This is a genomic window from Amycolatopsis sp. NPDC001319 (assembly GCF_042896185.1).
Classification (GTDB): domain Bacteria; phylum Actinomycetota; class Actinomycetes; order Mycobacteriales; family Pseudonocardiaceae; genus Amycolatopsis.
The window spans coordinates 462,646-483,496 of the sequence record NZ_JBIAWY010000004.1; the positions used below are offsets into that span (position 1 = coordinate 462,646).

Genomic DNA, 20,851 nt, shown 5'->3' on the forward strand with positions numbered 1-20,851 from the left:
AGGTAACCCGATGACAGAACAGCAGGTCGCGACGTCGGTACTGGTGATCGGCACGGGCGGATCCGGGTTGCGCGCCGCGATCGAGCTGGCCGAGCGGGGTGTGGACGTGCTCGTGGTCGGCAAGCGGGCCAAAGGCGACGCCCACACCACGCTGGCCGCCGGCGGCATCAACGCCGCACTGTCCACGATGGACCCCGAGGACAGCTGGCAGCAGCACGCCGCCGACACGATCAAGGAGAGCTACCTCCTGGCGCACCCCGACACGGTGCGGGTCGTCACGCAGAACGCCGCGCGTGGCATCGAGGACCTCGAACGCTGGGGCATGCCGTTCGCCCGCGAGGCCGACGGCCGCATCTCCCAACGGTTCTTCGGTGCGCACACCTACCGGCGCACCGCGTTCGCGGGTGACTACACCGGGCTGGAGATCCAGCGCACGCTCGTGAACCGCGCGGCGCAGCTCGACGTGCGGATGCTCGAGAACGTCTACATCACGCGGATCCTGGTGCAGGACAACGTGGTCTTCGGCGCGTACGGTTTCGACCTCGACGACGGCACCCGGTACGTGATCCACGCCGACGCGGTGATCCTGGCCGCCGGTGGGCACACGCGCATCTGGCGCCGCACGTCTTCGCGGCGCGACGAGAACACCGGCGACTCGTTCCGCCTCGCCGTGCTGGCCGGCGGCCGCATCCGCGACCCCGAGCTCGTGCAGTTCCACCCGTCCGGGTTGCTGGAGCCGGAAAACGCGGCGGGCACGCTCGTGTCCGAAGCCGCCCGCGGTGAGGGCGGCCAGCTGCGCAACGCGTTGGGCGAGCGGTTCATGGCGCGCTACGACCCCGAGCGGATGGAACTGTCCACTCGTGACCGCGTGGCGCTGGCCGCGTACACCGAGATCAAGGCGGGCCGCGGCACGCCGAACGGTGGCGTGTGGCTCGACGTGTCGCACCTGCCGCGCGAGACGATCATGCAGCGACTGCCACGCGTGTACCAGACGTTGCTGGAACTGCAGATGCTGGACATCACGAAGAGCCCGATCGAAATCGCGCCCACCGCGCACTATTCGATGGGTGGCGTCTGGGTGCGCTCGGCCGACCACGGCACGGGTGTCGAAGGCCTGTACGCGATCGGCGAGGCCGCGAGCGGTCTGCACGGCGCCAACCGACTCGGCGGCAACTCGCTGATCGAGCTGCTGGTGTACGGCCGGATCGTCGGCGAGGCCGCGGCGGAGTACTCGGCTGCTCTTTCCGCGCAACGACGTTCCGCCGGCGCGCTGGCGGAGGCTCGCGGTGAGGTCGACGAGCTGCTGGCGGCCGACGGCCCGGAGAACGTCCGGGCCCTGCAGCGTTCCCTGCGCAACACGATGACCGAGCACGCGGGTGTCGTGCGCGACGAGGAGGGTCTGCTCGCGGGACTGTCCGAACTGGACGCGCTCGAGGGGCGGATGAAGAACGTCGGGGTCCACCCGGACCTGGCCGGGTTCCAGGATCTCGCGCACGCGTTCGACCTGAAGTCCTCGGCGCTGGCCTGCCGGGCGACACTCGAGGCGGCGGTGGAGCGGCGCGAGACTCGGGGTTGCCACAACCGTTCTGACTACCCGGAGCTGGACGAGTCGATGCGGGTGAACCTCGTGTGGTCCGGGCCCGGGCGGATCGAGCGGGAAGCGTTGCCGCCGGTGCCTCCGGAGATCGCCGCGTTGACGCGGGAGGTTTCCTCGGAAGGGAAGCTGGTCGAGTGAACCGAGGGGCTCTCCCTGACCGGGAGAGCCCCTTCTTCATCGGGGTCGCACGACGTTGGTGAACAGGATCGCCACGTCGGTCTCGGCTTCGAGGCGGTGCCTTCGCTCGGGGAGCACGAGGAAGTCGCCGGGTGCCGCGCTTCGGCTTTCGGCGCCGGTGACCAGGCGGAGGTGGCCGAGCAGAACAAGCACGGTGGTCTCGCCGCCGGGGTGTTCGTGTTCGTGCAGGTGTTCGCCGGCGCGCAACGCCATCACGGTCTGGCGCAGGGCGTGCTCGTGTCCACCGTGGACGGTCACGGCGCTGCGCCCGGAGGACGCCTGCGCCGCGAGTCCGGCGTGGGTCTCGGCGAGGGTGATCAGGTTCATGGTGCTCCTTGCCGAGGGGGCCGGCTTTCGGGCCGGCCCCCGTTCCGGGTCACGGGCGGGGCGCTCGCAGGTGCTTGCGCTGCTCCAGTTCCTCGTCGCTCACCGGGATGAGCATCGGCTGTCCCGGTGCGCAGAACATCGTGACGACGAACTGGGACTCGGCGTCGTCGAGGTTGTTGCCGTCCTGGTAGTGGATCACGTCGAAACCGGGCTCCCAGAACGCTTCCCCGGCCTTCACGACGCGCTCCGGGTCGCCTTCGAGCTCGAAGACGATCTCGCCCTTGAGTACGTACCCGAACGCCGGACCCGAGTGCCGGTGCGGTGGCGCCCCGTCGCTGCCCGGCGGCAGCGTGACCAGGATGGTCATCGGCACGGCCCCTTCGGGCGCCGCCGGTGCTCCCTCCGCGGTCGCCACCAGCTCGATCTTCGGCGGCGGCGCGCTCGACTTGGGGTTCGGCAGGTGGTGCGAATGTTCCACGCTCATGAGCTTCCTTCACGGACCTGGTGTCGGTTGTCCTTCCGTGAGCTGAGACAAGACGCGGGCGCGATCTGTGACAGCGCCACCGCTCCTTGTGGTTTTCCGGCCGGGAATGGTGCGATGGGGACCATCTGCCGTGCGGGAACGAACACCCGGCGGTGATCGGCGAACATTCCGCTGGTGTCCGGCAGAGCCGGACGCTCGCCAGCCGAAACGCGGGCACCCGACCTATCGTGGCCGGATGGATGAAACGCGTGGTGGCGTGGCGTCGGTGGTGAAGGCCTGCAAGGTGCTGCGCGCCTTCTCGCCCACGGTGGGTGTCCTGTCGGTCCGGCAGGTCTCGGCCCGCGCGGACATCCCGCGCAGCACCGCCCACGAGCTGTGCCGCACCCTCGTCGCCGAGGGGATGCTGGAGGATTCGGGCAACGGTTACCAGCTCGGCCCGCTGCTGCTGGAGCTCGCCGGCCAGATCATCGAACGCACCGGCCTCGTCCGCGCGACCGAGGGCATCCTCGACCGCCTGGTCCGCGCGCCCGAACAGGAGGCGCACCTGGGCCAGCTCACGCAGGGCTGGGTCGTCTACCTCGACCGCAACGCCAGTACCTGCAAGGTCCCGATGCACAACCGCGTCGGCCAGCGCGCGCCCGCGCACCTCACCGGGTGCGGCAAGGCGGCGCTGTCGTGGCTGCCGTTCGACAAGGTCGTGGCCCACGTCGAGAAGTGCTGCGCGGAGAGCTCGACGCCGCCGCCCGACCTCGACGAGCTCGAAGCCGAGCTCATCCGCGCCCGCCGGGACGGGTTCCTGGTGTCGAAGTCGTTCCAGAAGGACCGGATGTCCGTGGCCGCGGCGATCTTCGACGCGTCGGGCCACTCGGTCGGCGGCGTCTCGCTGGCCGGGCCCGCGACGATGTTCACCACGGCGGTCGTGGCGTCGGCCCGCTCGTCGGTGACCAACGCGGCCGGCCTGATCAGCGCGCGGCTCATCAACGAGTCGGCCCGCTGGGCGAGTACGTCGCGCTGACCGCAATCGTCTGCAGGATAATCGGCGACACCCGCGCCCGATTGCGGCAAGACCGGCGCGAGAATCGCACCTGAAATCGGCGGGCCGCGCGGCTCCTCTGCGTATACTGCCGTCGTGCGAAGAGCGACCTTGAAGGACGTGGCCGCGCGCGCCGGGGTCCACGTCGCGACCGCGTCGAGGGCCCTCAACGAGACCAGCCGCCACCTGGTGAACAGCGCGACGCTCGACCGTGTGCTCCGGGCCGCCACCGAACTCGGCTACTCCGGCAACCTCAGCGCCCGCACGCTCCGCACCGCCCGGTCGATGGCGATCGGCATCCTGCTGCCGGACCTGACCAACCCGATCTTCCCGCCGATCGTGCGCGGCGCCGAGGACATCCTGCGCGAACGCGGCTACAGCACGTGGATCGCCAACACCGACGACGATCCGAAGATCACGGCCGCGTCGATCGACGCGTTCCTCTCCCGCGGCGTCGACGGGTTCATCTCGGCGGGGTCGCGCCTGCACGACGACACGGCCGAGCAGATGGCCGGCCAGGGGCACCCGCTCGTGCTGGTCAACCGCACCGTCGACCGCCGCGACATCCCGTCGGTCACGGCCGACGACGACCACGGCGTCCGCCTCGCGCTCAGCCATTTCGTGGAGCTGGGCCACCGCAAGATCATCCACCTGGCGGGCCCGCAGGACCTGTCGACCGGTGTGCACCGCAAGCGCGCGTTCGTGCAGGGCCTCGCCGACCACGGCCTCGACCGCGAACCCGAACGCGTGGCGCAGTGCGACGCGTGGTCGCAACGCGAGGGGCACCGTGTCCTCAGTGGACTCCTGCGCGACGAGAAGATCGAGTTCACCGCGATCGTCGCCGGAAACGACCTGATCGCCCTCGGCTGTTACGACGCGTTGCGCGAACACGGGATGACCTGCCCGCACGACGTGAGCATCATCGGGTTCAACGACACCCCGTTCATGGACCACGTTTCCCCGCCGATGACCACGATCCGCATTCCGCAGTACGACTTGGGCCGCGAAGCCGCCAAACTTCTCGTCGACAACCTGGAAAACCCCGACCAGGGGCCACGGTCGATCGTGCTGCCGGTGGAACTGGTCAACCGGCGTTCCACGGCGCCTTTGCGCACGAACTGACTTTCTCATTGTGAACGATTGCAGCCGAGCATTCGGCGGCTCTCGGCTTGGCGCCCTGTCTAGGCTTCTCCCGAGAAGCACGACCGAAGCCCGAAGGAGTCTCCGATGGACCTGCTGTTGCGCGGCAAGACGGCGCTCGTCACCGGTGCGAGCCGCGGGATCGGGCTGGCGGTGACGCGGGCGCTGGTCGAGGAGGGCGTTCAGGTTGTCGCGGCGGCGCGCAACGTCGACGGGGATCTCAAGGACCTGCCCGTCGAGACCGTGGCGGTCGACCTCGGCACCCCGGACGGCGCGGCGCGGGTGGTCGAGGAGGCCGTGGCGCGGGTGGGCGGGATCGACATCCTGGTCAACAACGTCGGCGCCGTGCGGCCCCGGCCCGACGGCTTCGCGTCCGTGACGGACGAAGACTGGCTGGCGACACTGAACCTCGACTTCATGTCGGCCGTGCGCACCACGCGGGCGGCGCTGCCGTCGCTGCTGGAGCGGACCGGCGCGATCGTCACGGTGTGCTCGGTCAACGCGACCCTGCCCGACCCGCTGGTGATCGACTACAGCGCGGCGAAGGCGGCGTGCCTCAGCTTTTTCAAGTCCCTGTCGAAGGAAGTCGGCGCGCGCGGCGTCCGCGTGAACACGGTCAGTCCCGGCCCGGTCGCCACGGACCTGTGGCTGGGCAAGGGCGGCGTCGCCGAGACGGTCGGGGGCGCGGTGGGTGCGGAGCCCGGCAACGTCGCGGCGAAGGCGGCGGCCGACTCCGTGACCGGGCGGTTCACGCGGCCCGAGGAGGTCGCGGACCTGGTGACCTTCTTGGCCAGCGGTCGCGTCGGCAACCTCACGGGCGCCGACATCATCCTCGACGGTGGCCTGACGCAGACGATCTAGACCCCGCCTGACCTGGCGTAACATCCCGTTGATGACACCCGAGGAGCAGCTGCGCGAAGCCGACCCGGTCCTCGGCCGGGCCATGGACGAGATCGTCGGGCCGCCGCCCCGGCTGCCGCCCGACCCCGCGCTGGCCGGCGACCCGGACATCCCGAAGGACAACTACGGCGTGCTGGTGCGCGCGATCGTCAGCCAGAACATCTCGATCCACTCGTCGCGCGCCATCTTCCGCAAGCTGAAGGACCGCTTCGGCGGCCGGCTGCCGACGCCGGAGGAGCTGCTGGCCGACGACCCCGAGGAGCTGCGCCCGGCCGCCGGGCTGTCCCGCGCGAAAACGGTGTCGCTGCGCTCGCTCGCCGACTGCATCCTGTCGGGCCGCCTCGACCTCGACGCGCTGAACGAGCTGCCCGACGACGAGGTCGTCGCGCAGCTCGACCTGGTGAAGGGCATCGGCGTGTGGACCGCGCAGATGTTCCTGATGTTCCACCTGCACCGCCCCGACGTGCTGCCGACCGGGGACCTCGAGCTGCGCCGCAGCGTCGAGCGGGCCTACGGGCTGGCCACCCGGCCGACGCCGGCGGAGCTCACGCGCCTGGCCGAGCCGTGGCGGCCGTACCGCACGCTGGCGTGCCTGTACCTGTGGCAACTGGCCGAGCAGGCGCCGCGGTTGTGATTAAGCTGGTGCCACAGGACTTTTCGCGCAAAGGAGAAACACGTGGAGGGTGTCGACCCCGCGGTGGCGCCGAGCGGCAACGGCTGCGCCGAGTGTGATGCGGCCAGCCCACAGGGCTGGTGGTTCCACCTGCGCCGCTGCGCGCAGTGCGGCCACATCGGCTGCTGCGACTCGTCGCCCGGCCAGCACGCCAGTGCGCACGCCGCCTCGTCCGGCCACCGGATCGTCCGCAGCTTCGAACCGGGCGAGGAGTGGTTCTGGGACTACGCCGAGGAAGTGATGTACGAACGCGGCCCCGAGCTCGCCGCCCCGACGCACCACCCGCTCACCCAGTCCGCTCCTGGTCCGGCCGACCGGCTGCCGGCGGACTGGGCCAACCGGCTTCACTGACCCGGCTCCGGGCGCCCGGCCGTGGTGACGACCGGGCCGTCCGGGCCGGCACAGTACCTTCGACACCATGACCAGCTCACGTCCGAATCCCACCGACGTCGCGGGTGCGTTGTTCGATTTCGCACTTCGGCCCTCACAGGTGCAGGCGGCCGACGCGGTCGCGGCGGGCCAGGACACGTTGGCCGTGCTGCCCACCGGTAGCGGGAAAAGCGCCATCTACCAGGTCGCGGGCCTCGCCCGGGGTGGGCTGACCGTGGTCATTTCGCCGCTCATCGCGTTGCAGCGCGATCAGCTCCGGTCCATCGCGAGTCGCCCTTACGGCGACCGCATCATCAACGCCGAGCTCCTCAATTCCAGCCAGAAGGTCCACGAGCGCCGCGAGACGCTGGCGCGGCTGGAGAAGGGCGAGCTGGACTTCGTCTTCCTGGGCCCCGAGCAGCTCACGAACGCCGAGACGCGTGCGGCGATCACCAATGTCACGTTGTTCGTGGTGGACGAAGCACATCTGGTGAGCGAATGGGGACAGGAGTTCCGCCTCGAGTACCTGCGGCTGACCGACGCGGTCGCCGAGTTCGGCCGGCCGCCGATCCTCGCGCTCACGGCCACGGCGTCGCCGCCCGTGCAGGCGGACATCACGCGCCGGCTGGGGATGCGCGACCCTCAGGTGGTGGTCGCCGACTTCGACCGGCCCAACATCTCGCTCTCGATGCGCCCGACGCAGCCCAGCAAACCGGAGGCCCGGGCCGTCGACGACCGGTGCGTCGACGTCCTCATCCAGCACGACACCCCGGCCCTCGTCTACGCGCTCACCCACGCCCGCTGCGAGTCCCTGGCCGATCGCCTGCGCCTCGACGCCTTCCGCTCGGCGCCGTACCACGGCGGCATGACGGCGGCCGCCCGCGCGCAGGTGCAGGACGACTTCTTCGCCGGGAAGCTGGACGTCGTCGTGGCCACGAGCGCGTTCGGGATGGGGATCGACAAGCCCGACATCCGCACGGTCGTGCACGCCGGGGTGCCCGCGAGCATCGACGACTACTACCAGGAGATCGGCCGCGCCGGCCGTGACGGGGAACCCGCGGTGGCCGTCCTCGTGCACGACCCGCGGACCATCCGCATCCCGCGCCTGCTCGCCGCCCGCACGCACCTGGGCGAGGAGACCGTGCACCTGGTCGTCGACGCGGTCGAGAACTCGCCTCGGCAAGCGGCGCTCACCGACCTGACCGCCAGCGCCGGGGTGCCCGCCCACGCCGTCGAGCGGGTGGTCAACGAGCTGGCGGAGCTGGGGTTCGTGGGCGTCACGGGGTCGGGCCACCACCGCATGGTGGAATGCGAACACGAACTCACACCACCGGCCCAGCTCGCCGACCAGCTCGTGGACCTCGACCGGCGCCGGCAGGCCGTGCTCGCCAGCCGGATCGAGGCCGCGCGCTCGTACGCCGAAAGCACGCGGTGCCGCCGTGCGGAACTCCTCGCATACTTCGGTGAGAACTACACACCCCCGTGTGAGAACTGCGACAACGACCGTGCGGCGCACACCACCGAACACCAGCGCGCCGACGTCTCCGGCGGTGCTCCCGTGCACCACCGCCTGTGGGGAGACGGACAACTGTTGTCCCAGGACGAACACGAGTTGCTCGTTTACTTTCCCAGCGTGGGCTACAAGCACCTCACCGCGTCGACGATCTCGTCCGGCATCCTCCAGCCGCGCTGAACAACCGCGCGCGGGCTCGCCTGGTAACTTCCCGACTCGGGCGCGAGACTGGGTGCGCCCGGAGAGAGGAGCCGTCCGTGGACGACGACATCGAGGACAACGCCGACACCGGCGTGCTCGACCCTGAAGACACCCTCGAGGACGGCGATCCGTACGACGAGGGCTACTCGCCGCCGGAGAAGCCGTACGAGGTCGACGAGTTCGGCACCACGCCCGAGGAGGAGCGCGAGGGCGAAAGCTGGGAGGGCCGCCTGGCCCGCGAGGTGCCCGACGTGCAGCCCGAGGAGGGCGACGACCTCGGCGACAGCGAGGACACCGACGGCGAACTCATCGACGACGAACTCGGCGACTTCCGCGCCGGCCGCCTGGTCGCCGCCGACGAGGGCACCGGCGAAGACTCCGACGCCGAGCTCTACGCCTCCGACGTCGGCCTCGACGGCGGCGCCGCCTCGGCGGAAGAAGCCGCCGTCCACGTGGTCGACGACCCCGAGGACTACTGAGCACCACCGAGCATCACCGAACACCGCTGAGTGCGGGGTGGTGCGGGCCTTCCCGCACCACCTCCTCCAGCCGCCGCGGCCCGGGTTGCACCGCGCCCCACACCGCCGATTGGTGCGTCGCACCGGGGAGATCGCCCCTACGCTGCGCCGCGGCTACCACGCTGAGGTCTCGCTGTTCACCGTGTCGCTCGGCCGGCTTCCGCGAGCTTCGACCGGACTGCCCTGGGGCGCGAGGGATCTGGCGTGGCTGTCTTGCCGGGGGCAACCGTTCGGGCGCCGCACGCCCGCTATCCGCGAGCATCCCAGCGCGGGGGCAGCGAGCCTCGCAATCGTGAAGGCGCGCCGCTGAGATTCCCGCCCAGCCCGACGTCCATCGACCTGCATCCGGCGTCCGGCAGCGCAACAGTCGCACGCCCTGGGGAGTCACGCCTTGCGCGCGATCTCCTCCAGCCAGCCAGTCACCTTCTCGCAGATCGTGGCCTCGCCGCCGCGCGTGTGTTCCACCAGCTTGTCCTGGGACCACAGCATGGCCGCGATCACGCCGTGGCGCACCGGTGTCAGGCCGATCTGCCAGCGGCCGTGGCGCCACTCCGCCGTGCTCCACTGGCCGGTCGTGGGGCTGCGCTCGACGGTCCAGGCCGGGCCGGCCGCCAGTTCTGCCACCGTTTTCGGCGCTCGCCACTGCCGCACGGTGTGGTTCTCGGTGCTCATCGGGGTCCCTCGGGGTGCGCAGGAACGGGGTCGTGTCGCGGGAGCGGCGGTCCGGCCGCGAGAGCGGGGAGTCAGCGCACGGTGGCAACCCTTTCGTTCAACTCCCGTTCACTTTAGCGGCCCGTGAGGTGTGTTTGCGCGTACTTCCGGAAAGCCGCGACGAGGCGGCTGCGGTCGTCGGCGCGGGTGGCGAGCACGACGTGCGCCGGTTCGACGTCCTCCAGTACGACCGAGGTCAGGTCGGGGCGCAGGAAGCGCACGTCGTGACCTGCGGAAATGGCCACGGCCTGACCGGACGCGACCAGCTCGAACTTGTCCTCCAGCGCTTCGATCACCGGCCCGTCGCGCACCGGCCGGCCGTTGGGCCGAGGTTCGATGCGCCAGTACGCGCTCCACGCCGGGTCGATGTCCCGCATGCGCGGCAGCGGCTCGTCGGCGATGTCGTTGATGCTCACCGACTCCTTGCCCGCCAGGCGGTGATCGAGTGGGAGAATAACCACACGCGGCTGATCGAAAAGCACCGTGACGTGGAGTCCTTCGGTCGCGAACGGCAGCCGGCTCACCACAACGTCGACCCGGTGCTCCAGCAGCGAAGCCGGCACGTCGTCGAACGCGATGTGCAGCGTCTGCACGTCGGCCTCCGGGTGCCGGTGGCGCATCTCCCGCACGGCCGGCGTGACGATGAGCCCGCCCGCGTACCCGACGGCCAGCCGGCTGGGCTGCGCGGCGGCCCGCGTGCGCGCGATGGTCTGGGCCGCCGTGCGCAGCAACGCCTTCGCCTGCGGCAGGAACACCTCGCCCGCCTCCGTGAGCCGGCTGCCCTGCGGCGTGCGGTCCAGCAGCCGCGCGCCGAGCTGCTGCTCGAGACGGCGGATCTGCCGGCTCAGCGAAGGCTGCGTCACGTGCAAGGCCTCGGCAGCGCGGCCGAAGTGCCGGTGCTCCGCGACGACCGTGAAGCAGTGCACCAGCCGGAGGTCGAGGTCGACCGGATGTTCGGGCATGTGCGCATTCTACCTGCTGTGATGCATGAAACGTATTGCGCAATACGAAGGTTTCATTGGCCGATGTGCGGGATCCGACGGCAGGGTGGAAGAACCAGAACATCCCTTGTTTGAGGAGCAACACCATGCGTGTGTTTGTCACCGGTGCGACCGGGTTCATCGGCACCGCGGTCGTGCGTGAGCTGCTCGGCGCCGGCCACCAGGTACGAGGCCTGGCCCGCTCCGACGCGTCGGCCGCCAAGCTGACCGCCGCCGGCGCCGAGGTCCACCGCGGCAGCCTCGAAGACCTCGACAGCCTGCGCACCGGCGCCGCCGCGGCCGACGGCGTGGTCCACATCGCGTTCGTCCACGACTTCAGCGACTTCGAGCGCTCCGTCGGCACCGACCGCCTGGCGATCGAGACCATCGGCGAAACCCTGGCCGGCACGGGCCGCCCGTTCGTGATCAGCTCCGGCACCCCGGCCACCCCCGGCGGCGTCGCGACCGAGGACACCGTCCCCGAAGGCGGCAGCCTCGCGGCCGGCCGGTTCGCGTCCGAAGAGATCGTGGTTTCGCTCGCAACGCGGGGAGTCCGCGGCTCCGTCGTGCGGTTGCCCCGGTCGGTCCACAGCGACGAGGATCGCCACGGCTTCATCCCCTTGCTCATCGAAACCGCCCGCACGCGCGGCGTTTCGGCTTACCCCGGCGACGGCGCGAACCGCTGGCCCGCCGTCCACTGCCTGGACGCCGCGCGGCTCTACCGCCTCGCCCTCGAACACGCCCCGGCGGGCACGCGCCTGCACGCCGTCGGCGACGAGGGCATCCCCGTGCGCGAGATCGCCGAGCGCATCGGCAAGCACCTCGGCCTGCCGGTCGAGTCCGTCCCGGCCGAACAGTCGGCCGAGCACTTCGGCTGGCTGGGCCCGATCTTCGCCGCGGACATGCCGGCGTCGAGCGTCGGCACGCAGGACCAGTTCGACTGGCAGCCGGCGCATCCCGGCCTGCTGTCCGATTTGGACGCCGGCCACTACTTCGCCCGCTGATGGCCACGTTCGAACCCGGTCCGGTCGGCGTCTGCCTTCCGGTCACCTTCACCAGCACGCCATCCGCCGACGACCAACGCGCCGCCGTGCGCCGCCTGGAACGCTCCGGCTACCACGCGGCGTGGACCAACGAGGTCATCGGCAAAGACGCCCTCGCCCAGCTGGCGGTGCTCCTGGGCGCCACCGAGACGCTGGCGTTCGGCACCTGCGTTGCCAACATCTGGGCCCGGGCGCCCCAGACCGCGCACGCCGCCGCTTCCTTCCTGGCGCAAGCTTTCCCGGGCCGGTTCACACTCGGCCTGGGCGTCGGCTACCCGCAGCAGGCGTCGAGTGTGGACCGTCCTTTCGGGACTGCGCTCGCCACCATGCGGTCCTATGTGGAAGGAATGGCCGCCGAAACCTGGCCACCCGCCCCTGACGCCCCGTACCCACTCATCCTGGGCGCCAACGGCCCCAAGATGCTCTCCCTCGCCGCCGACATCGCCGACGGCGCACTCCCCGCCGGCCTCCCTCCACAACACACGGCTCTCGCCCGGCAGACGTTGGGCCCGGACAAACTCCTGGTCGTGGCGCTGTCGATCGCCGACTCGGTCGAGACGGCCCGCCAAACCGTCTCGAACTGGCTCGACCGCCCCGCGTTTCGGGCAACACTCACGGACCTCGGCTACCCCGCCGAGCCCACCGACGACCTGGTCCGGACCCTCGTCGCATACGACGGCCCGGACCACGTCGCCGCCGCCGTCCAAGCCCACCTCGACGCCGGCGCCGACCACGTCACCCTGCTGTCCCCCGCGGGCACGGAATTCGGCCCGGGCATCGACCACCTCGTGGCGCTCGCCCCGGCACTGCGCTGATCACAACCTCCCGGCCACAGTCTTCGCGAGCGATGCGTAACCGTCGCGGGACGCGTCGCTCGGCCTCAGGGTGAGCGAGAGCAAGACGACGCGGGTCTCGCCGTGACTCGGCTTGGCCACGGTGATGTCGGTGCCGTTGTCCGTGTTGGTGCAGTAGACGGCGGCTTCGCTGAGGGTCTGCGGCTTGTCAGCGCATTCCTGTGTGGACACCTGCAGCGCCGTCTTCTGCGAAGGATTCCCCGGCGCGGCAAGGACGGTCAGGCTCGCCCATTCGTAACTCGGCTCGTCGGAACGGTGGTATTCGCAGGTGTATGAAGTAAGGCCGTTTTCGGTTGTGGGGGATTCTTCGCTGCTGTCGTAGGTGTCCCCGTTGGTGAGCGCCCGCGCGATCTCGGCGGCGTCCAGCAACGGACACGCCGCACTCAACCGCGCGGGCGACGCGGCCGGCACGAACGACGTCGGGGGAGCGGAACTCGTGGTGGTGGTCGTTTCGGGCGCCGTGCTCCCGCTCGGCGGTGGCGCCACCAGCGTCCCGTCTCCACCATTCGAACACCCCGCGGCGGCCGCCACCACAAAGGCGACGGCGATGAGTCTTCTGGGCAAACGCATGCCCCGAATCCTGCCCGATCTTCGGGGAGATCCCCGTCTTGGAGATCTACTCGTGATCATCCCTATTGTCCCTTTTCGTCCGAGATAGGGTGATCCGTGGTCCCGAGGAAGTGTCTCGGCGTTCCAGGACCGTCGAATGTGCGGATCTCACCACGAAGTGGGAGTGACCCCGGGCCGCCGAGCAGCCCGGGGACACCACCTCAAGCCTTCGGCTTCGTCAGCTCGCATCCGGCCAACGAAAGGTCCACCGTCGACCCCGCGCCGAGGCAGGCCGGGATCCCGGCGGTCTGCTGTCCGTACGACCGAGCCATGTGGACGGTGACCACGCCGTTCTCGTCGACCTCGCAAGGGTTGTCCACCTCGCACACCTTGCCCAGGCCGTTGGAGGTGTTGTGGATGCCCACGACCTGGCCGGTGTGCGGGTCGAGCACGGGCGAGCCGGAGTCGCCGCTGCCGGGGGTGCAGTCTTCGCTGTACTGGATCGCGTTGTGCTGCGTGTAGCCGCCCTCGCGGAGTTCCGGGACGATGTTCGCGACCGAACACGCCCAGGTCTTCCCGCGGGTGCCCGAAAGGACGTCGAGCTGGTCGGCCTGCTGGGGTTCGCGCGTGCCGAGTTCGAAGACCTTCGCGCCGGCGGCGGCGAGCTGCGCGTAGGTCTTGTCCACTTGGTACAGGGCGACGTCGGTGCCGGTCATGGTGGCGTACAACAGCTTCGTGGTGCGCAGCGTCGTCTTGATCCCGCCCGACGCGGACAGCACCGCGGCGTCGCGGGCCTCCGCGCGCTCGGTCACCGCCGAGCCCACGGCGGGGTGGTCGCCGGCGATGCAGTGGCCGTTGGTCAGCAGGAGGGCGGGGTCATCCGGACCCGCGCCGGCCTTGCGGACCAGCGATCCCGCGCACGAGCCCAGGTTGACGGCGCCCTCGAGCGTCGGGTGGCGTTCCGCGATGGTTTCGTGCACCCAGTCGGCGTACGCGGGCACGTTCGTGTAGATCCCGGGCCCGTTGTCACCACCGCTGACGACACCCGCCAGCGTCCACGCGCCGCCTTCCTTCACGAGCGCCGGGCCTCCGGAGTCCATGTTGGTGGGGCCGACCTTGCCGTCGAGTGCGCCGATGCACAAGTCGCTGAGCGAAACCTGACAGGTCGATGTTTGCTGGACAACAGTGTCGGCCTCGCGCAGGTGGTCGGGGTAACACTGGGGCGCGGACTGGTTGCAGGTCATGCCCCAGCCCATGATGCGCGCTTGTGTGCCCGGCGCCGGGGCCTTCGCGCTGATCTTGATCGGCGCGGCCTTCGCCGGGTGCGCCAGCTTCAGCAGCGCGATGTCCTTTCCGAAGATGTGCGGGAGGGTGCCGTTCGAACGGCGCACGAACTTCTCGACCGGGATCACCTCACCACCCGACGACGCGCTCACCGACCCCAGCCGCACCGACCAGTCGTGCGGATAGCCGACCTGGGTCTCGAGATCGTTGCGCGCACAGTGCGACGCCGTCACCACCCACTGGGGCGCGACCAGCGTCACCCCGCACACGTGCCCGTCGGGCCGCGGCGAGTCGGCCGGTCGGTTCAGCGACCCGGTGAACGGATACGCACGCGGAGATGGGACTCCGCCAACAATCGCTGATGCCGGAGCAACACCCAACGCGGTCACGGACAACGCGGCCGCCACGGCGGCCAGCACACTTCGGAGTTTCAACGGGCTCCCTCTCACCTGTGGATCACAGAACCCGCTCAGACTCCTCACCCTGTGTGCGCGCACCTCGACCGGAACGTCACGATCCTGTGACAGCGCCCGAAAACCGTCTACGGGTACGGCTCCAGAACACCCTGGACTCATGTCCTCGCCGAGCGCGACGCCCCTCTCCGCCGCCTACGACCGGTCACAGACCGTCTCAGGGCACGGCCGATTCCGGAGTGCGCGGGCGAACACGCGCATGGTGTTCTTCTCACTCAGGCTGTCGCTTTAAGACCACGCCAGCCCAATGCCTATGGCAATGCGGCTCCATAGCGGGTCAACTGGCGTTCGTGGGGCTCCGGTGATCAGCGCGGCGGCCATGCTCGCACCAGGTCTTCCGTGAGGTTCCAGGTCGGCAGTTGAGACGTGGCGACCAGCACCGGCATCGCCGGGCCGTGCTCCGGCGCCTTCATCAGTTCGGGCGGGACAGTTTCGCTGCCGCGGCCGTTTGTGTGGCCCCACGACCTGGCGAAGATCCCGAAGAGGTCTCCGTGTCGATCCCGGACGCTGCCCCGATCACTACCGCGCGCCGCCCGCCGAGGTCTACGCGTTCGGCCACTTCTGCCGCGACGCCGGCGAAGCCAAAGGGAATCTGCATAGAGGTCGCACTCTCACGGCAAGCAGCCACAGGGCATGCCGCCAGCGAAAGTTCACCGAGTCTGGTATGCGTAACTGTCATGGCCTTCACTGACGCGTCGCTGACCTCGCTGCGGGTGTTCCGCGAGGTGGCCGAGCGAGGCTCGTTCACCGCGGCAGCAGCAGCTCTCGGCTATACGCAGTCTGCCATTTCGCGGCAGATCGCGTCGCTGGAGCGCGCCGCGGGGACCCAGCTCGTCGAGCGCCGCCACGACGGTGTGCGCCTCACCTCCGCCGGGCGGCTGGTCGTGCGCCGTGCCGCCGCCGTCGTCGACGAGGTGGACGCCGCGGCGCGCGACCTCGTCGGCTTGCCCGAGGGGCACGGCAGCGTCCGGCTCGGCTGGTTCGCCAGCGCGGGCGCCGCCCTGGTGCCCCGCGCGCTGGCGGAGCTGCGCCGCACGCACCCGGGCATCACCGTGACCACGCGCGAAGGCAGCACCCCCGCGCTGGTCCGCGCCTTGCGTGCGGGCACGTTGGACCTGGCGCTGATCGCGTCGACGCCGCCGTTCCGCCCGCCTGACAGCGAAACCCCGGCGCTGCGGGTGCAGATCCTCGCCGAACGCAACCTGTGCGTTGCCGTGCCGACCACCCACCCGCTCGCGCGCGGCGAGTTCATCGACGTCGCCGACCTGTCCGGCCGGCGCTGGATCGCCGGCTCCCGCAACGAGCCCGTCATGGGCGTCTGGCCCGGCCTCGACGAGCGCCCCGACATCGCCCACACCGCGCGCGACTGGCTCGCCAAGCTCCACCTCGTCGCCGCCGGCTGCGGCATCACGACCGTGCCCGCCGCCCTCACCCCGGTGCTCCCGCCCGGCGTCCGCGTCCTCCCCGTCCGCGGCGGCCCTTCCGAACGGCGGCGCATCCTGCTCGCTCGACTGCCGGGCCGCCCGTCGGACGCCACGGCGCGGCTGGCGGAGGCTTTCCGCGCGGCAGCGTTGGAAGGCGATGTCGAGGGGTTCTGACGGTGTGATCCGATTGCCGCTGGTGGAGGGTGTGACCGTCCGAAGGGCGCACCCACTGTCAGCGCTGTCATCACTTTGTGTACTCATGCGCGAGAACGCACACTCGAGTCTCACCGGTGATCAAGTTTTGTGACTACCATCTCACCGGATGTGCGAATCCGACCACGGACGCGTCGCCAAAACGTCAACCCTTGGTCGGCCGCGCACAGTTTTCCCTGGTCAAGGTGGTGCCGAAGTCACACACCTTGCTCAGATGAGCACTTCGATTCACTTGAACGTGTCCAGTCTCTAGTCTGGACTTGTTCCAGAAAACGTGATCTGATGCCCTCATGCCGGCCACCGATCCTGCGGAACGTCTGCGGGGTGTCTCACTGCGAGTCACCAAGCAGCGGACCGCCGTGCTGCACGCGGTGGCGCAGCGGCCCCACGCGGATGTCGAGGCCGTGGTCCGCGCGGTGCGCTCCGAGCTCGGCGCGGTGTCGACGCAGGCGGTGTACGACATCCTCGCCGCGTTGGGGGAAGTGGGGCTCGTGCGGCGCATCGAGCCGGCCGGGTCGCCGGCGCGGTTCGAGGTGCGCACGGGCGACAACCACCACCACGTGGTGTGCCGTCGCTGTGGTTCGGTCGCCGACGTCGACTGCGCCGTGGGGGAGCGGCCCTGTCTGACGCCGGCGACCACCAACGGGTTCGTCATCGACGAGGCCGAAGTGACGTACTGGGGCCTTTGCCCTTCCTGCAACGAAAACTGACTGTCCACCACCTGAAGGAGATGAAGTGGCTTTCGAGGAAAACACCAAACCGCTGACGACGGCGGCGGGTGCGCCGGTCGTGGACAACCAGAACAGCGTCACCGCCGGCCCGCGCGGCCCGGTGCTGCTGCAGGACCTGTGGCTCATCGAGAAGCTGGCGCACTTCGACCGCGAGGTCATCCCGGAGCGCCGCATGCACGCCAAGGGCTCCGGCGCGTGGGGCACTTTCCGCGTCACGCACGACATTTCGCAGTACTCGAAGGCCGCGATCTTCGCCAAGGTCGGCAACGAGTGCGAGATGTTCGCGCGGTTCTCGAGCGTCGCGGGTGAGCGTGGCGCGGCCGACGCCGAGCGGGACATCCGTGGTTTCGCCCTGCGTTTCTACACCGAAGAGGGCAACTGGGACGTCGTCGGCAACAACACGCCGGTGTTCTTCCACCGTGACCCGCTGAAGTTCCCCGACCTCAACCGCGCGGTGAAGCGTGACCCGCGCACCAACTTGCGTGACCCGGAGAACAACTGGGGTTACTGGACGAACCTGCCCGAGGCGCTGCACCAGGTCACGATCATCATGACCGACCGCGGCATCCCCAAGTCGTACCGGCACATGCACGGCTTCGGCTCGCACACCTACAGCCTCATCAACGCCGCGGGCGAGCGGAACTGGGTCAAGTTCCACTTCCGCACCCAGCAGGGCATCGAGAACCTGACCGACGAGGAAGCCGGCGCCGTCATCGCCGCCGACCGCGAGTCGAACCAGCGCGACCTCTTCGACGCCATCGAGCGCGGCGACTTCCCGAAGTGGAAGCTGTTCGTGCAGATCATGCCCGAGGCCGACGCGGCGACGTACCGCTTCCACCCGTTCGACCTGACGAAGGTGTGGAGCAAGAAGGACTACCCGCTGATCGAGGTCGGCGAGTTCGAGCTCAACCGCAACCCGGACAACTACTTCCAGGACGTCGAGCAGGCCGCCTTCACCCCGGCGAACCTGATCCCCGGCATCTCGTTCAGCCCGGACAAGATGTTGCAGGGCCGCCTGTTCTCCTACGGCGACGCCGCCCGTTACCGCGTCGGCGTGAACCACCACCAGATCCCGGTCAACTACCCGCGCGGCGCCAAGCTGGTCAACACCTACCACCGCGACGGTGCCATGCGCGTCGACGGCAACCAGGGTGGCGTCCCGGGCGTCGAGCCGAACAACTTCGGCCGCTGGCAGGAACAGCCCGCCTACGCCGACCCGGCCCAGGCCGTCGGCTCGACCGCGGACCACTTCAACTTCCGCGAAGACGACGACGACTACTTCACGCAGCCGGGCAACCTGTTCCGCCTGCTGTCCGCGGACGAACAGCAGCGCCTGTTCGAGAACACGGCGCGCGCGATCAAGGGTGCGCGCAAGGAAACCGTCCAGCGCCACATCGAGAACTGCACCAAGGCCGACCCGGCCTACGGTGAGGGTGTGCAGAAGGCCTGTGAGGCCCTGGGCGCTCTGTAAGTCCTTTGTGGCCGTTGCCCCCGTCGCCGTTTGCCGCGACGGGGGCACGGTCGTTCTTACAGGCTTTGTCCGAACATTTTCGCGGCTTCCCGCGCGCTCGGTGTCCCGGCGTCCAGATCGGCCCCCGCATTCTTCAACGCCGCGACGATTTCCGTCTCGCCCTTGAACAACGCACCCGCGATCGGCGACTGGTTGCGCGCGTTGCAGATGTCGGGATCGGCGCCGTGCTGCAGCAGGTAGCCGACGGTCTCGCTTCGCCCGTGGTACGCGGCGAGCATGAGGAGTGAATTGCCGGCCTCGTCGAGGGAGTTGACGTCCAGGCCGTGCTCGATGAACTCCGCGAGTTCCTTGGTGTTGCCTTCACGCGCGAGGTCCGCCATGACGGTGCGGGCTCGTTTTCGGAGATCTTCGTTTTCGTCAGAGGGCATGGCGGAATTTTAGCATCGGTCAATTGTCCAAGCCGACCTTCGATGCGTTGCGACTATTGGGCGGGCTTCGGAAATGGCCCTGATCGCGCGCCGCGGGGCCGCGCACAAATGCGTGCGCGGCCCCGGTGAAAAGATCAGCGCAGCGGTTCGAGTGCCTTCGCCAGCGGCTCCAGCACCGCGGGGGTGTGCGGCGGCGGCAGGTAGACGATCGCCAGGTCGAGACCGGCCTCGCCGAGGGCTTCGGCCTGCTTGGCGACCGCGGCGTAGTCCAGGTCGGGCTCGAGGCGCACGTGCGAGGACAGCGTGATCTCGCTCGGGTCGCGGCCGATGTCGGCGCAGTGGCGGTGCAGGACGTCGCGCTTGTGGGCGAACTGCTCGGGCGTGCCGCCGGTGAAGTTCCAGTGGTCGGCGTACTTCGCGGCCGTGCGCAGGGTGCGCTTTTCGCCGCTGCCGCCGATGCAGATGGGCGGGTGGGGCTTCTGGACGCCCTTGGGTTCGTTGCGGGCGTCGGTGAGCTGGTAGTGCGTGCCCTTGAAGGTGGTGGTTTCCTTCGTCAGCAGGCTGATCAGGACCTCGCAGCCTTCCTCGAACCGGTCGCTGCGTTCCTTGAGGGTGCCCAGCTCCATGCCGTAGGCGCCGGACTCCTCCTCGTTCCAGCCGGCGCCGATGCCGACCTCCAGGCGCCCGCCGGACACGATGTCGAGCGTCGCGGCCATGTTCGCGAGCAGTGCGGGGTGGCGGTAGTGCATGCCGCTGACGAGTGTGCCCAGGCGCAGCCGCTTGGTGGCCTGCGCGAGCGCGGTCAGGGTGACCCAGCCCTCCATGCAGGGGCCGGTCGAATCGGAGAAAATGGGGTAGAAGTGGTCGAACGTCCAGCCGGATTCGAACAGCTCGATCTCGTCGGCCGCCTGCCAGACCGCGAGCATGTCCTCCCAGACGGTGTTCTGGGGCGAAGTCTTGATGGCGAATCGCATGGTCGTGAGCGTAAACCTGGAGTAACCCCAGCTGCCAACACCGCTGTAGTGGACCGGTGCTCGTCCGAATTGTGTCGCTTTGGGGGTAACAGGCGCTGGGCCTCCCGTGGGTGCACCTGGAAGAAGAGCTGACCTTCAGTACTTTGTGGACAGTGGGCACCACACTGGTGAACCACCGGCACGGTGCCCACCGCCGAAAGCCTCAGTCGCGGATCGCCTTGAGGGCGCCGGACCACGTCTCGAGCTGGGTGAACAGCGTGTCGGCCGCGTCGTTGTGGAGGGCGGCCGGGGCGAAGGACGCGAAGTTCTCGAAGTCCGTGAACAGGGAGAACGACAGCTGCTGCCGCACGTGGGCGATCTGGAGCTCGCTGCAGATGGCGCGCAGGTGTTCGATCGCGCGGGCGCCGCCGAGGGAGCCGTAGGACACGAAGGCCGCGGCCTTGTTGTTCCACTCCGCGTAGAGGTAGTCGATGGCGTTCTTGAGGACGGCGGACGTCGAGTGGTTGTACTCGGGCGTCACGAAGATGAAGCCGTCGTAGGAGTCGATCTTCGCGGCCCACGCCTTGGTGTGCTCGCCCGCGTATTGGCCGAGGGTGGGCGGCAGGGCCTCGTCGAGGTGGGGCAGCGGGAACTCGGCCAGGTCGACGAGCTCGTAGTCCGCGTCGGTGCGGGCCTTGGCCTTCTCGAAGACCCAGTCGGCGACCTGCTTGCCGTTGCGTCCCGGGCGGGTGCTGCCGAGGATGACGGCGATCTTCAGGTTACTCACTTGTGCCGGTTCCTTCCG

General features: G+C 69.5%; 22 protein-coding genes. 13 read left to right on the forward strand and 9 right to left on the reverse strand.

Annotated elements, in window-relative coordinates:
* Window positions 1-10: 10 nt before the first annotated feature.
* Window positions 11-1,735 carry an FAD-dependent oxidoreductase gene (locus ACFY1H_RS17180; RefSeq protein WP_366584216.1) on the forward strand — a complete coding sequence of 575 codons (1,725 nt, stop codon included), beginning with the start codon at window positions 11-13 and terminating at the stop codon, window positions 1,733-1,735.
* A 36-nt stretch (window positions 1,736-1,771) separates the two neighbouring features.
* Here ACFY1H_RS17180 and ACFY1H_RS17185 read toward each other — a convergent pair whose 3' ends face one another.
* Both ACFY1H_RS17185 and ACFY1H_RS17190 read right to left on the reverse strand, forming a co-directional pair.
* Window positions 1,772-2,101, reverse strand: coding sequence for a cupin domain-containing protein (locus tag ACFY1H_RS17185; protein ID WP_366584217.1), 330 nt, complete (start codon window positions 2,099-2,101; stop codon window positions 1,772-1,774).
* 49 nt (window positions 2,102-2,150) lie between these two features.
* The gene (locus ACFY1H_RS17190) at window positions 2,151-2,585 is read right to left on the reverse strand and encodes a cupin domain-containing protein (RefSeq protein ID WP_366584218.1); all 435 of its coding nucleotides are present in this window, start codon (window positions 2,583-2,585) and stop codon (window positions 2,151-2,153) included.
* A gap of 235 nt (window positions 2,586-2,820) precedes the next feature.
* Between ACFY1H_RS17190 and ACFY1H_RS17195 the strand changes: the two genes are divergently transcribed.
* The 7 genes from ACFY1H_RS17195 (at window position 2,821) to ACFY1H_RS17225 (ending at window position 8,893) form a co-directional block, all read left to right on the forward strand.
* The gene (locus tag ACFY1H_RS17195; protein WP_366584219.1) at window positions 2,821-3,600 is read left to right on the forward strand and encodes an IclR family transcriptional regulator; all 780 of its coding nucleotides are present in this window, start codon (window positions 2,821-2,823) and stop codon (window positions 3,598-3,600) included.
* A gap of 114 nt (window positions 3,601-3,714) precedes the next feature.
* Complete coding sequence (locus tag ACFY1H_RS17200; protein WP_386947377.1) at window positions 3,715-4,740, forward strand: LacI family DNA-binding transcriptional regulator; 1,026 nt, start codon at window positions 3,715-3,717, stop codon at window positions 4,738-4,740.
* A 105-nt stretch (window positions 4,741-4,845) separates the two neighbouring features.
* Window positions 4,846-5,619, forward strand: coding sequence for an SDR family oxidoreductase (locus tag ACFY1H_RS17205; protein ID WP_386947379.1), 774 nt, complete (start codon window positions 4,846-4,848; stop codon window positions 5,617-5,619).
* 31 nt (window positions 5,620-5,650) lie between these two features.
* Complete coding sequence (locus ACFY1H_RS17210; RefSeq protein ID WP_386947380.1) at window positions 5,651-6,292, forward strand: DNA-3-methyladenine glycosylase family protein; 642 nt, start codon at window positions 5,651-5,653, stop codon at window positions 6,290-6,292.
* Between the two features lie 42 nt (window positions 6,293-6,334).
* Entirely contained in the window at window positions 6,335-6,682 is a 348-nt protein-coding gene (locus tag ACFY1H_RS17215) for a UBP-type zinc finger domain-containing protein (protein WP_366587317.1), read from the forward strand.
* Between the two features lie 67 nt (window positions 6,683-6,749).
* Window positions 6,750-8,393 carry a RecQ family ATP-dependent DNA helicase gene (locus tag ACFY1H_RS17220; RefSeq protein WP_386947383.1) on the forward strand — a complete coding sequence of 548 codons (1,644 nt, stop codon included), beginning with the start codon at window positions 6,750-6,752 and terminating at the stop codon, window positions 8,391-8,393.
* 77 nt (window positions 8,394-8,470) lie between these two features.
* Window positions 8,471-8,893, forward strand: coding sequence for a DUF5709 domain-containing protein (locus tag ACFY1H_RS17225; protein WP_366587321.1), 423 nt, complete (start codon window positions 8,471-8,473; stop codon window positions 8,891-8,893).
* 423 nt (window positions 8,894-9,316) lie between these two features.
* On the opposite strand, the gene ACFY1H_RS17230 is transcribed toward ACFY1H_RS17225, so the two are convergent.
* Complete coding sequence (locus ACFY1H_RS17230) at window positions 9,317-9,604, reverse strand: hypothetical protein (RefSeq protein WP_366587323.1); 288 nt, start codon at window positions 9,602-9,604, stop codon at window positions 9,317-9,319.
* A 113-nt stretch (window positions 9,605-9,717) separates the two neighbouring features.
* A complete protein-coding gene (locus ACFY1H_RS17235; RefSeq protein ID WP_366587325.1) occupies window positions 9,718-10,605 on the reverse strand; it encodes a LysR family transcriptional regulator in 888 nt (295 codons plus the stop codon).
* Between the two features lie 125 nt (window positions 10,606-10,730).
* Here ACFY1H_RS17235 and ACFY1H_RS17240 point away from each other — a divergent pair, with 125 nt between their 5' ends.
* Together ACFY1H_RS17240 and ACFY1H_RS17245 are read left to right on the forward strand one after the other, a co-directional pair.
* Window positions 10,731-11,627: an SDR family oxidoreductase gene (locus tag ACFY1H_RS17240; protein WP_366587327.1), complete on the forward strand. Its 897-nt coding sequence runs from the start codon at window positions 10,731-10,733 to the stop codon at window positions 11,625-11,627.
* Entirely contained in the window at window positions 11,627-12,481 is an 855-nt protein-coding gene (locus ACFY1H_RS17245; protein WP_366587329.1) for an LLM class flavin-dependent oxidoreductase, read from the forward strand. The genes ACFY1H_RS17240 and ACFY1H_RS17245 overlap by 1 nt, the downstream gene beginning before the upstream one ends.
* Here ACFY1H_RS17245 and ACFY1H_RS17250 read toward each other — a convergent pair whose 3' ends face one another.
* A complete protein-coding gene (locus tag ACFY1H_RS17250) occupies window positions 12,482-13,090 on the reverse strand; it encodes a hypothetical protein (protein WP_386947386.1) in 609 nt (202 codons plus the stop codon).
* Window positions 13,091-13,290: 200 nt separating this feature from the next.
* The gene (locus ACFY1H_RS17255; protein ID WP_386947388.1) at window positions 13,291-14,835 is read right to left on the reverse strand and encodes a trypsin-like serine protease; all 1,545 of its coding nucleotides are present in this window, start codon (window positions 14,833-14,835) and stop codon (window positions 13,291-13,293) included.
* 668 nt (window positions 14,836-15,503) lie between these two features.
* On the opposite strand from ACFY1H_RS17255, the gene ACFY1H_RS17260 reads away from it, so the two are divergent.
* The 3 genes from ACFY1H_RS17260 to ACFY1H_RS17270 all read left to right on the forward strand — a co-directional run bounded on the left by ACFY1H_RS17260 (window position 15,504) and on the right by ACFY1H_RS17270 (window position 18,665).
* A complete protein-coding gene (locus ACFY1H_RS17260; protein ID WP_386947390.1) occupies window positions 15,504-16,424 on the forward strand; it encodes a LysR family transcriptional regulator in 921 nt (306 codons plus the stop codon).
* A 329-nt stretch (window positions 16,425-16,753) separates the two neighbouring features.
* Window positions 16,754-17,173: a Fur family transcriptional regulator gene (locus ACFY1H_RS17265; RefSeq protein ID WP_366587337.1), complete on the forward strand. Its 420-nt coding sequence runs from the start codon at window positions 16,754-16,756 to the stop codon at window positions 17,171-17,173.
* Window positions 17,174-17,198: 25 nt separating this feature from the next.
* Window positions 17,199-18,665 (forward strand): catalase, encoded by a 1,467-nt coding sequence (locus ACFY1H_RS17270; RefSeq protein WP_366587339.1) that lies wholly within the window; start codon window positions 17,199-17,201, stop codon window positions 18,663-18,665.
* A gap of 56 nt (window positions 18,666-18,721) precedes the next feature.
* Here ACFY1H_RS17270 and ACFY1H_RS17275 read toward each other — a convergent pair whose 3' ends face one another.
* From ACFY1H_RS17275 to ACFY1H_RS17285, 3 genes are all read right to left on the reverse strand, one after another.
* Window positions 18,722-19,093 (reverse strand): ankyrin repeat domain-containing protein, encoded by a 372-nt coding sequence (locus ACFY1H_RS17275; RefSeq protein ID WP_366587341.1) that lies wholly within the window; start codon window positions 19,091-19,093, stop codon window positions 18,722-18,724.
* 134 nt (window positions 19,094-19,227) lie between these two features.
* Window positions 19,228-20,067, reverse strand: a complete 840-nt coding sequence (locus ACFY1H_RS17280; RefSeq protein WP_366587343.1) for an LLM class F420-dependent oxidoreductase — start codon at window positions 20,065-20,067, stop codon at window positions 19,228-19,230.
* A gap of 202 nt (window positions 20,068-20,269) precedes the next feature.
* The gene (locus ACFY1H_RS17285) at window positions 20,270-20,833 is read right to left on the reverse strand and encodes an NAD(P)H-dependent oxidoreductase (RefSeq protein ID WP_366587345.1); all 564 of its coding nucleotides are present in this window, start codon (window positions 20,831-20,833) and stop codon (window positions 20,270-20,272) included.
* Window positions 20,834-20,851: the final 18 nt, after the last annotated feature.

Excerpts from the sequence above, each read along its gene's own strand:
- ACFY1H_RS17180 (WP_366584216.1), top strand. The coding sequence starts at position 11 with ATGACAGAACAGCAGGTCGCGACGTCGGTACTGGTGATCGGCACGGGC.
- ACFY1H_RS17185 (WP_366584217.1), bottom strand. The coding sequence starts at position 2,101 with ATGAACCTGATCACCCTCGCCGAGACCCACGCCGGACTCGCGGCGCAG.
- ACFY1H_RS17190 (WP_366584218.1), bottom strand. The coding sequence starts at position 2,585 with ATGAGCGTGGAACATTCGCACCACCTGCCGAACCCCAAGTCGAGCGCG.
- ACFY1H_RS17195 (WP_366584219.1), top strand. The coding sequence starts at position 2,821 with ATGGATGAAACGCGTGGTGGCGTGGCGTCGGTGGTGAAGGCCTGCAAG.
- ACFY1H_RS17205 (WP_386947379.1), top strand. The coding sequence starts at position 4,846 with ATGGACCTGCTGTTGCGCGGCAAGACGGCGCTCGTCACCGGTGCGAGC.
- ACFY1H_RS17210 (WP_386947380.1), top strand. The coding sequence starts at position 5,651 with ATGACACCCGAGGAGCAGCTGCGCGAAGCCGACCCGGTCCTCGGCCGG.
- ACFY1H_RS17220 (WP_386947383.1), top strand. The coding sequence starts at position 6,750 with ATGACCAGCTCACGTCCGAATCCCACCGACGTCGCGGGTGCGTTGTTC.
- ACFY1H_RS17230 (WP_366587323.1), bottom strand. The coding sequence starts at position 9,604 with ATGAGCACCGAGAACCACACCGTGCGGCAGTGGCGAGCGCCGAAAACG.
- ACFY1H_RS17235 (WP_366587325.1), bottom strand. The coding sequence starts at position 10,605 with ATGCCCGAACATCCGGTCGACCTCGACCTCCGGCTGGTGCACTGCTTC.
- ACFY1H_RS17240 (WP_366587327.1), top strand. The coding sequence starts at position 10,731 with ATGCGTGTGTTTGTCACCGGTGCGACCGGGTTCATCGGCACCGCGGTC.
- ACFY1H_RS17245 (WP_366587329.1), top strand. The coding sequence starts at position 11,627 with ATGGCCACGTTCGAACCCGGTCCGGTCGGCGTCTGCCTTCCGGTCACC.
- ACFY1H_RS17250 (WP_386947386.1), bottom strand. The coding sequence starts at position 13,090 with ATGCGTTTGCCCAGAAGACTCATCGCCGTCGCCTTTGTGGTGGCGGCC.
- ACFY1H_RS17260 (WP_386947390.1), top strand. The coding sequence starts at position 15,504 with ATGGCCTTCACTGACGCGTCGCTGACCTCGCTGCGGGTGTTCCGCGAG.
- ACFY1H_RS17265 (WP_366587337.1), top strand. The coding sequence starts at position 16,754 with ATGCCGGCCACCGATCCTGCGGAACGTCTGCGGGGTGTCTCACTGCGA.
- ACFY1H_RS17275 (WP_366587341.1), bottom strand. The coding sequence starts at position 19,093 with ATGCCCTCTGACGAAAACGAAGATCTCCGAAAACGAGCCCGCACCGTC.
- ACFY1H_RS17280 (WP_366587343.1), bottom strand. The coding sequence starts at position 20,067 with ATGCGATTCGCCATCAAGACTTCGCCCCAGAACACCGTCTGGGAGGAC.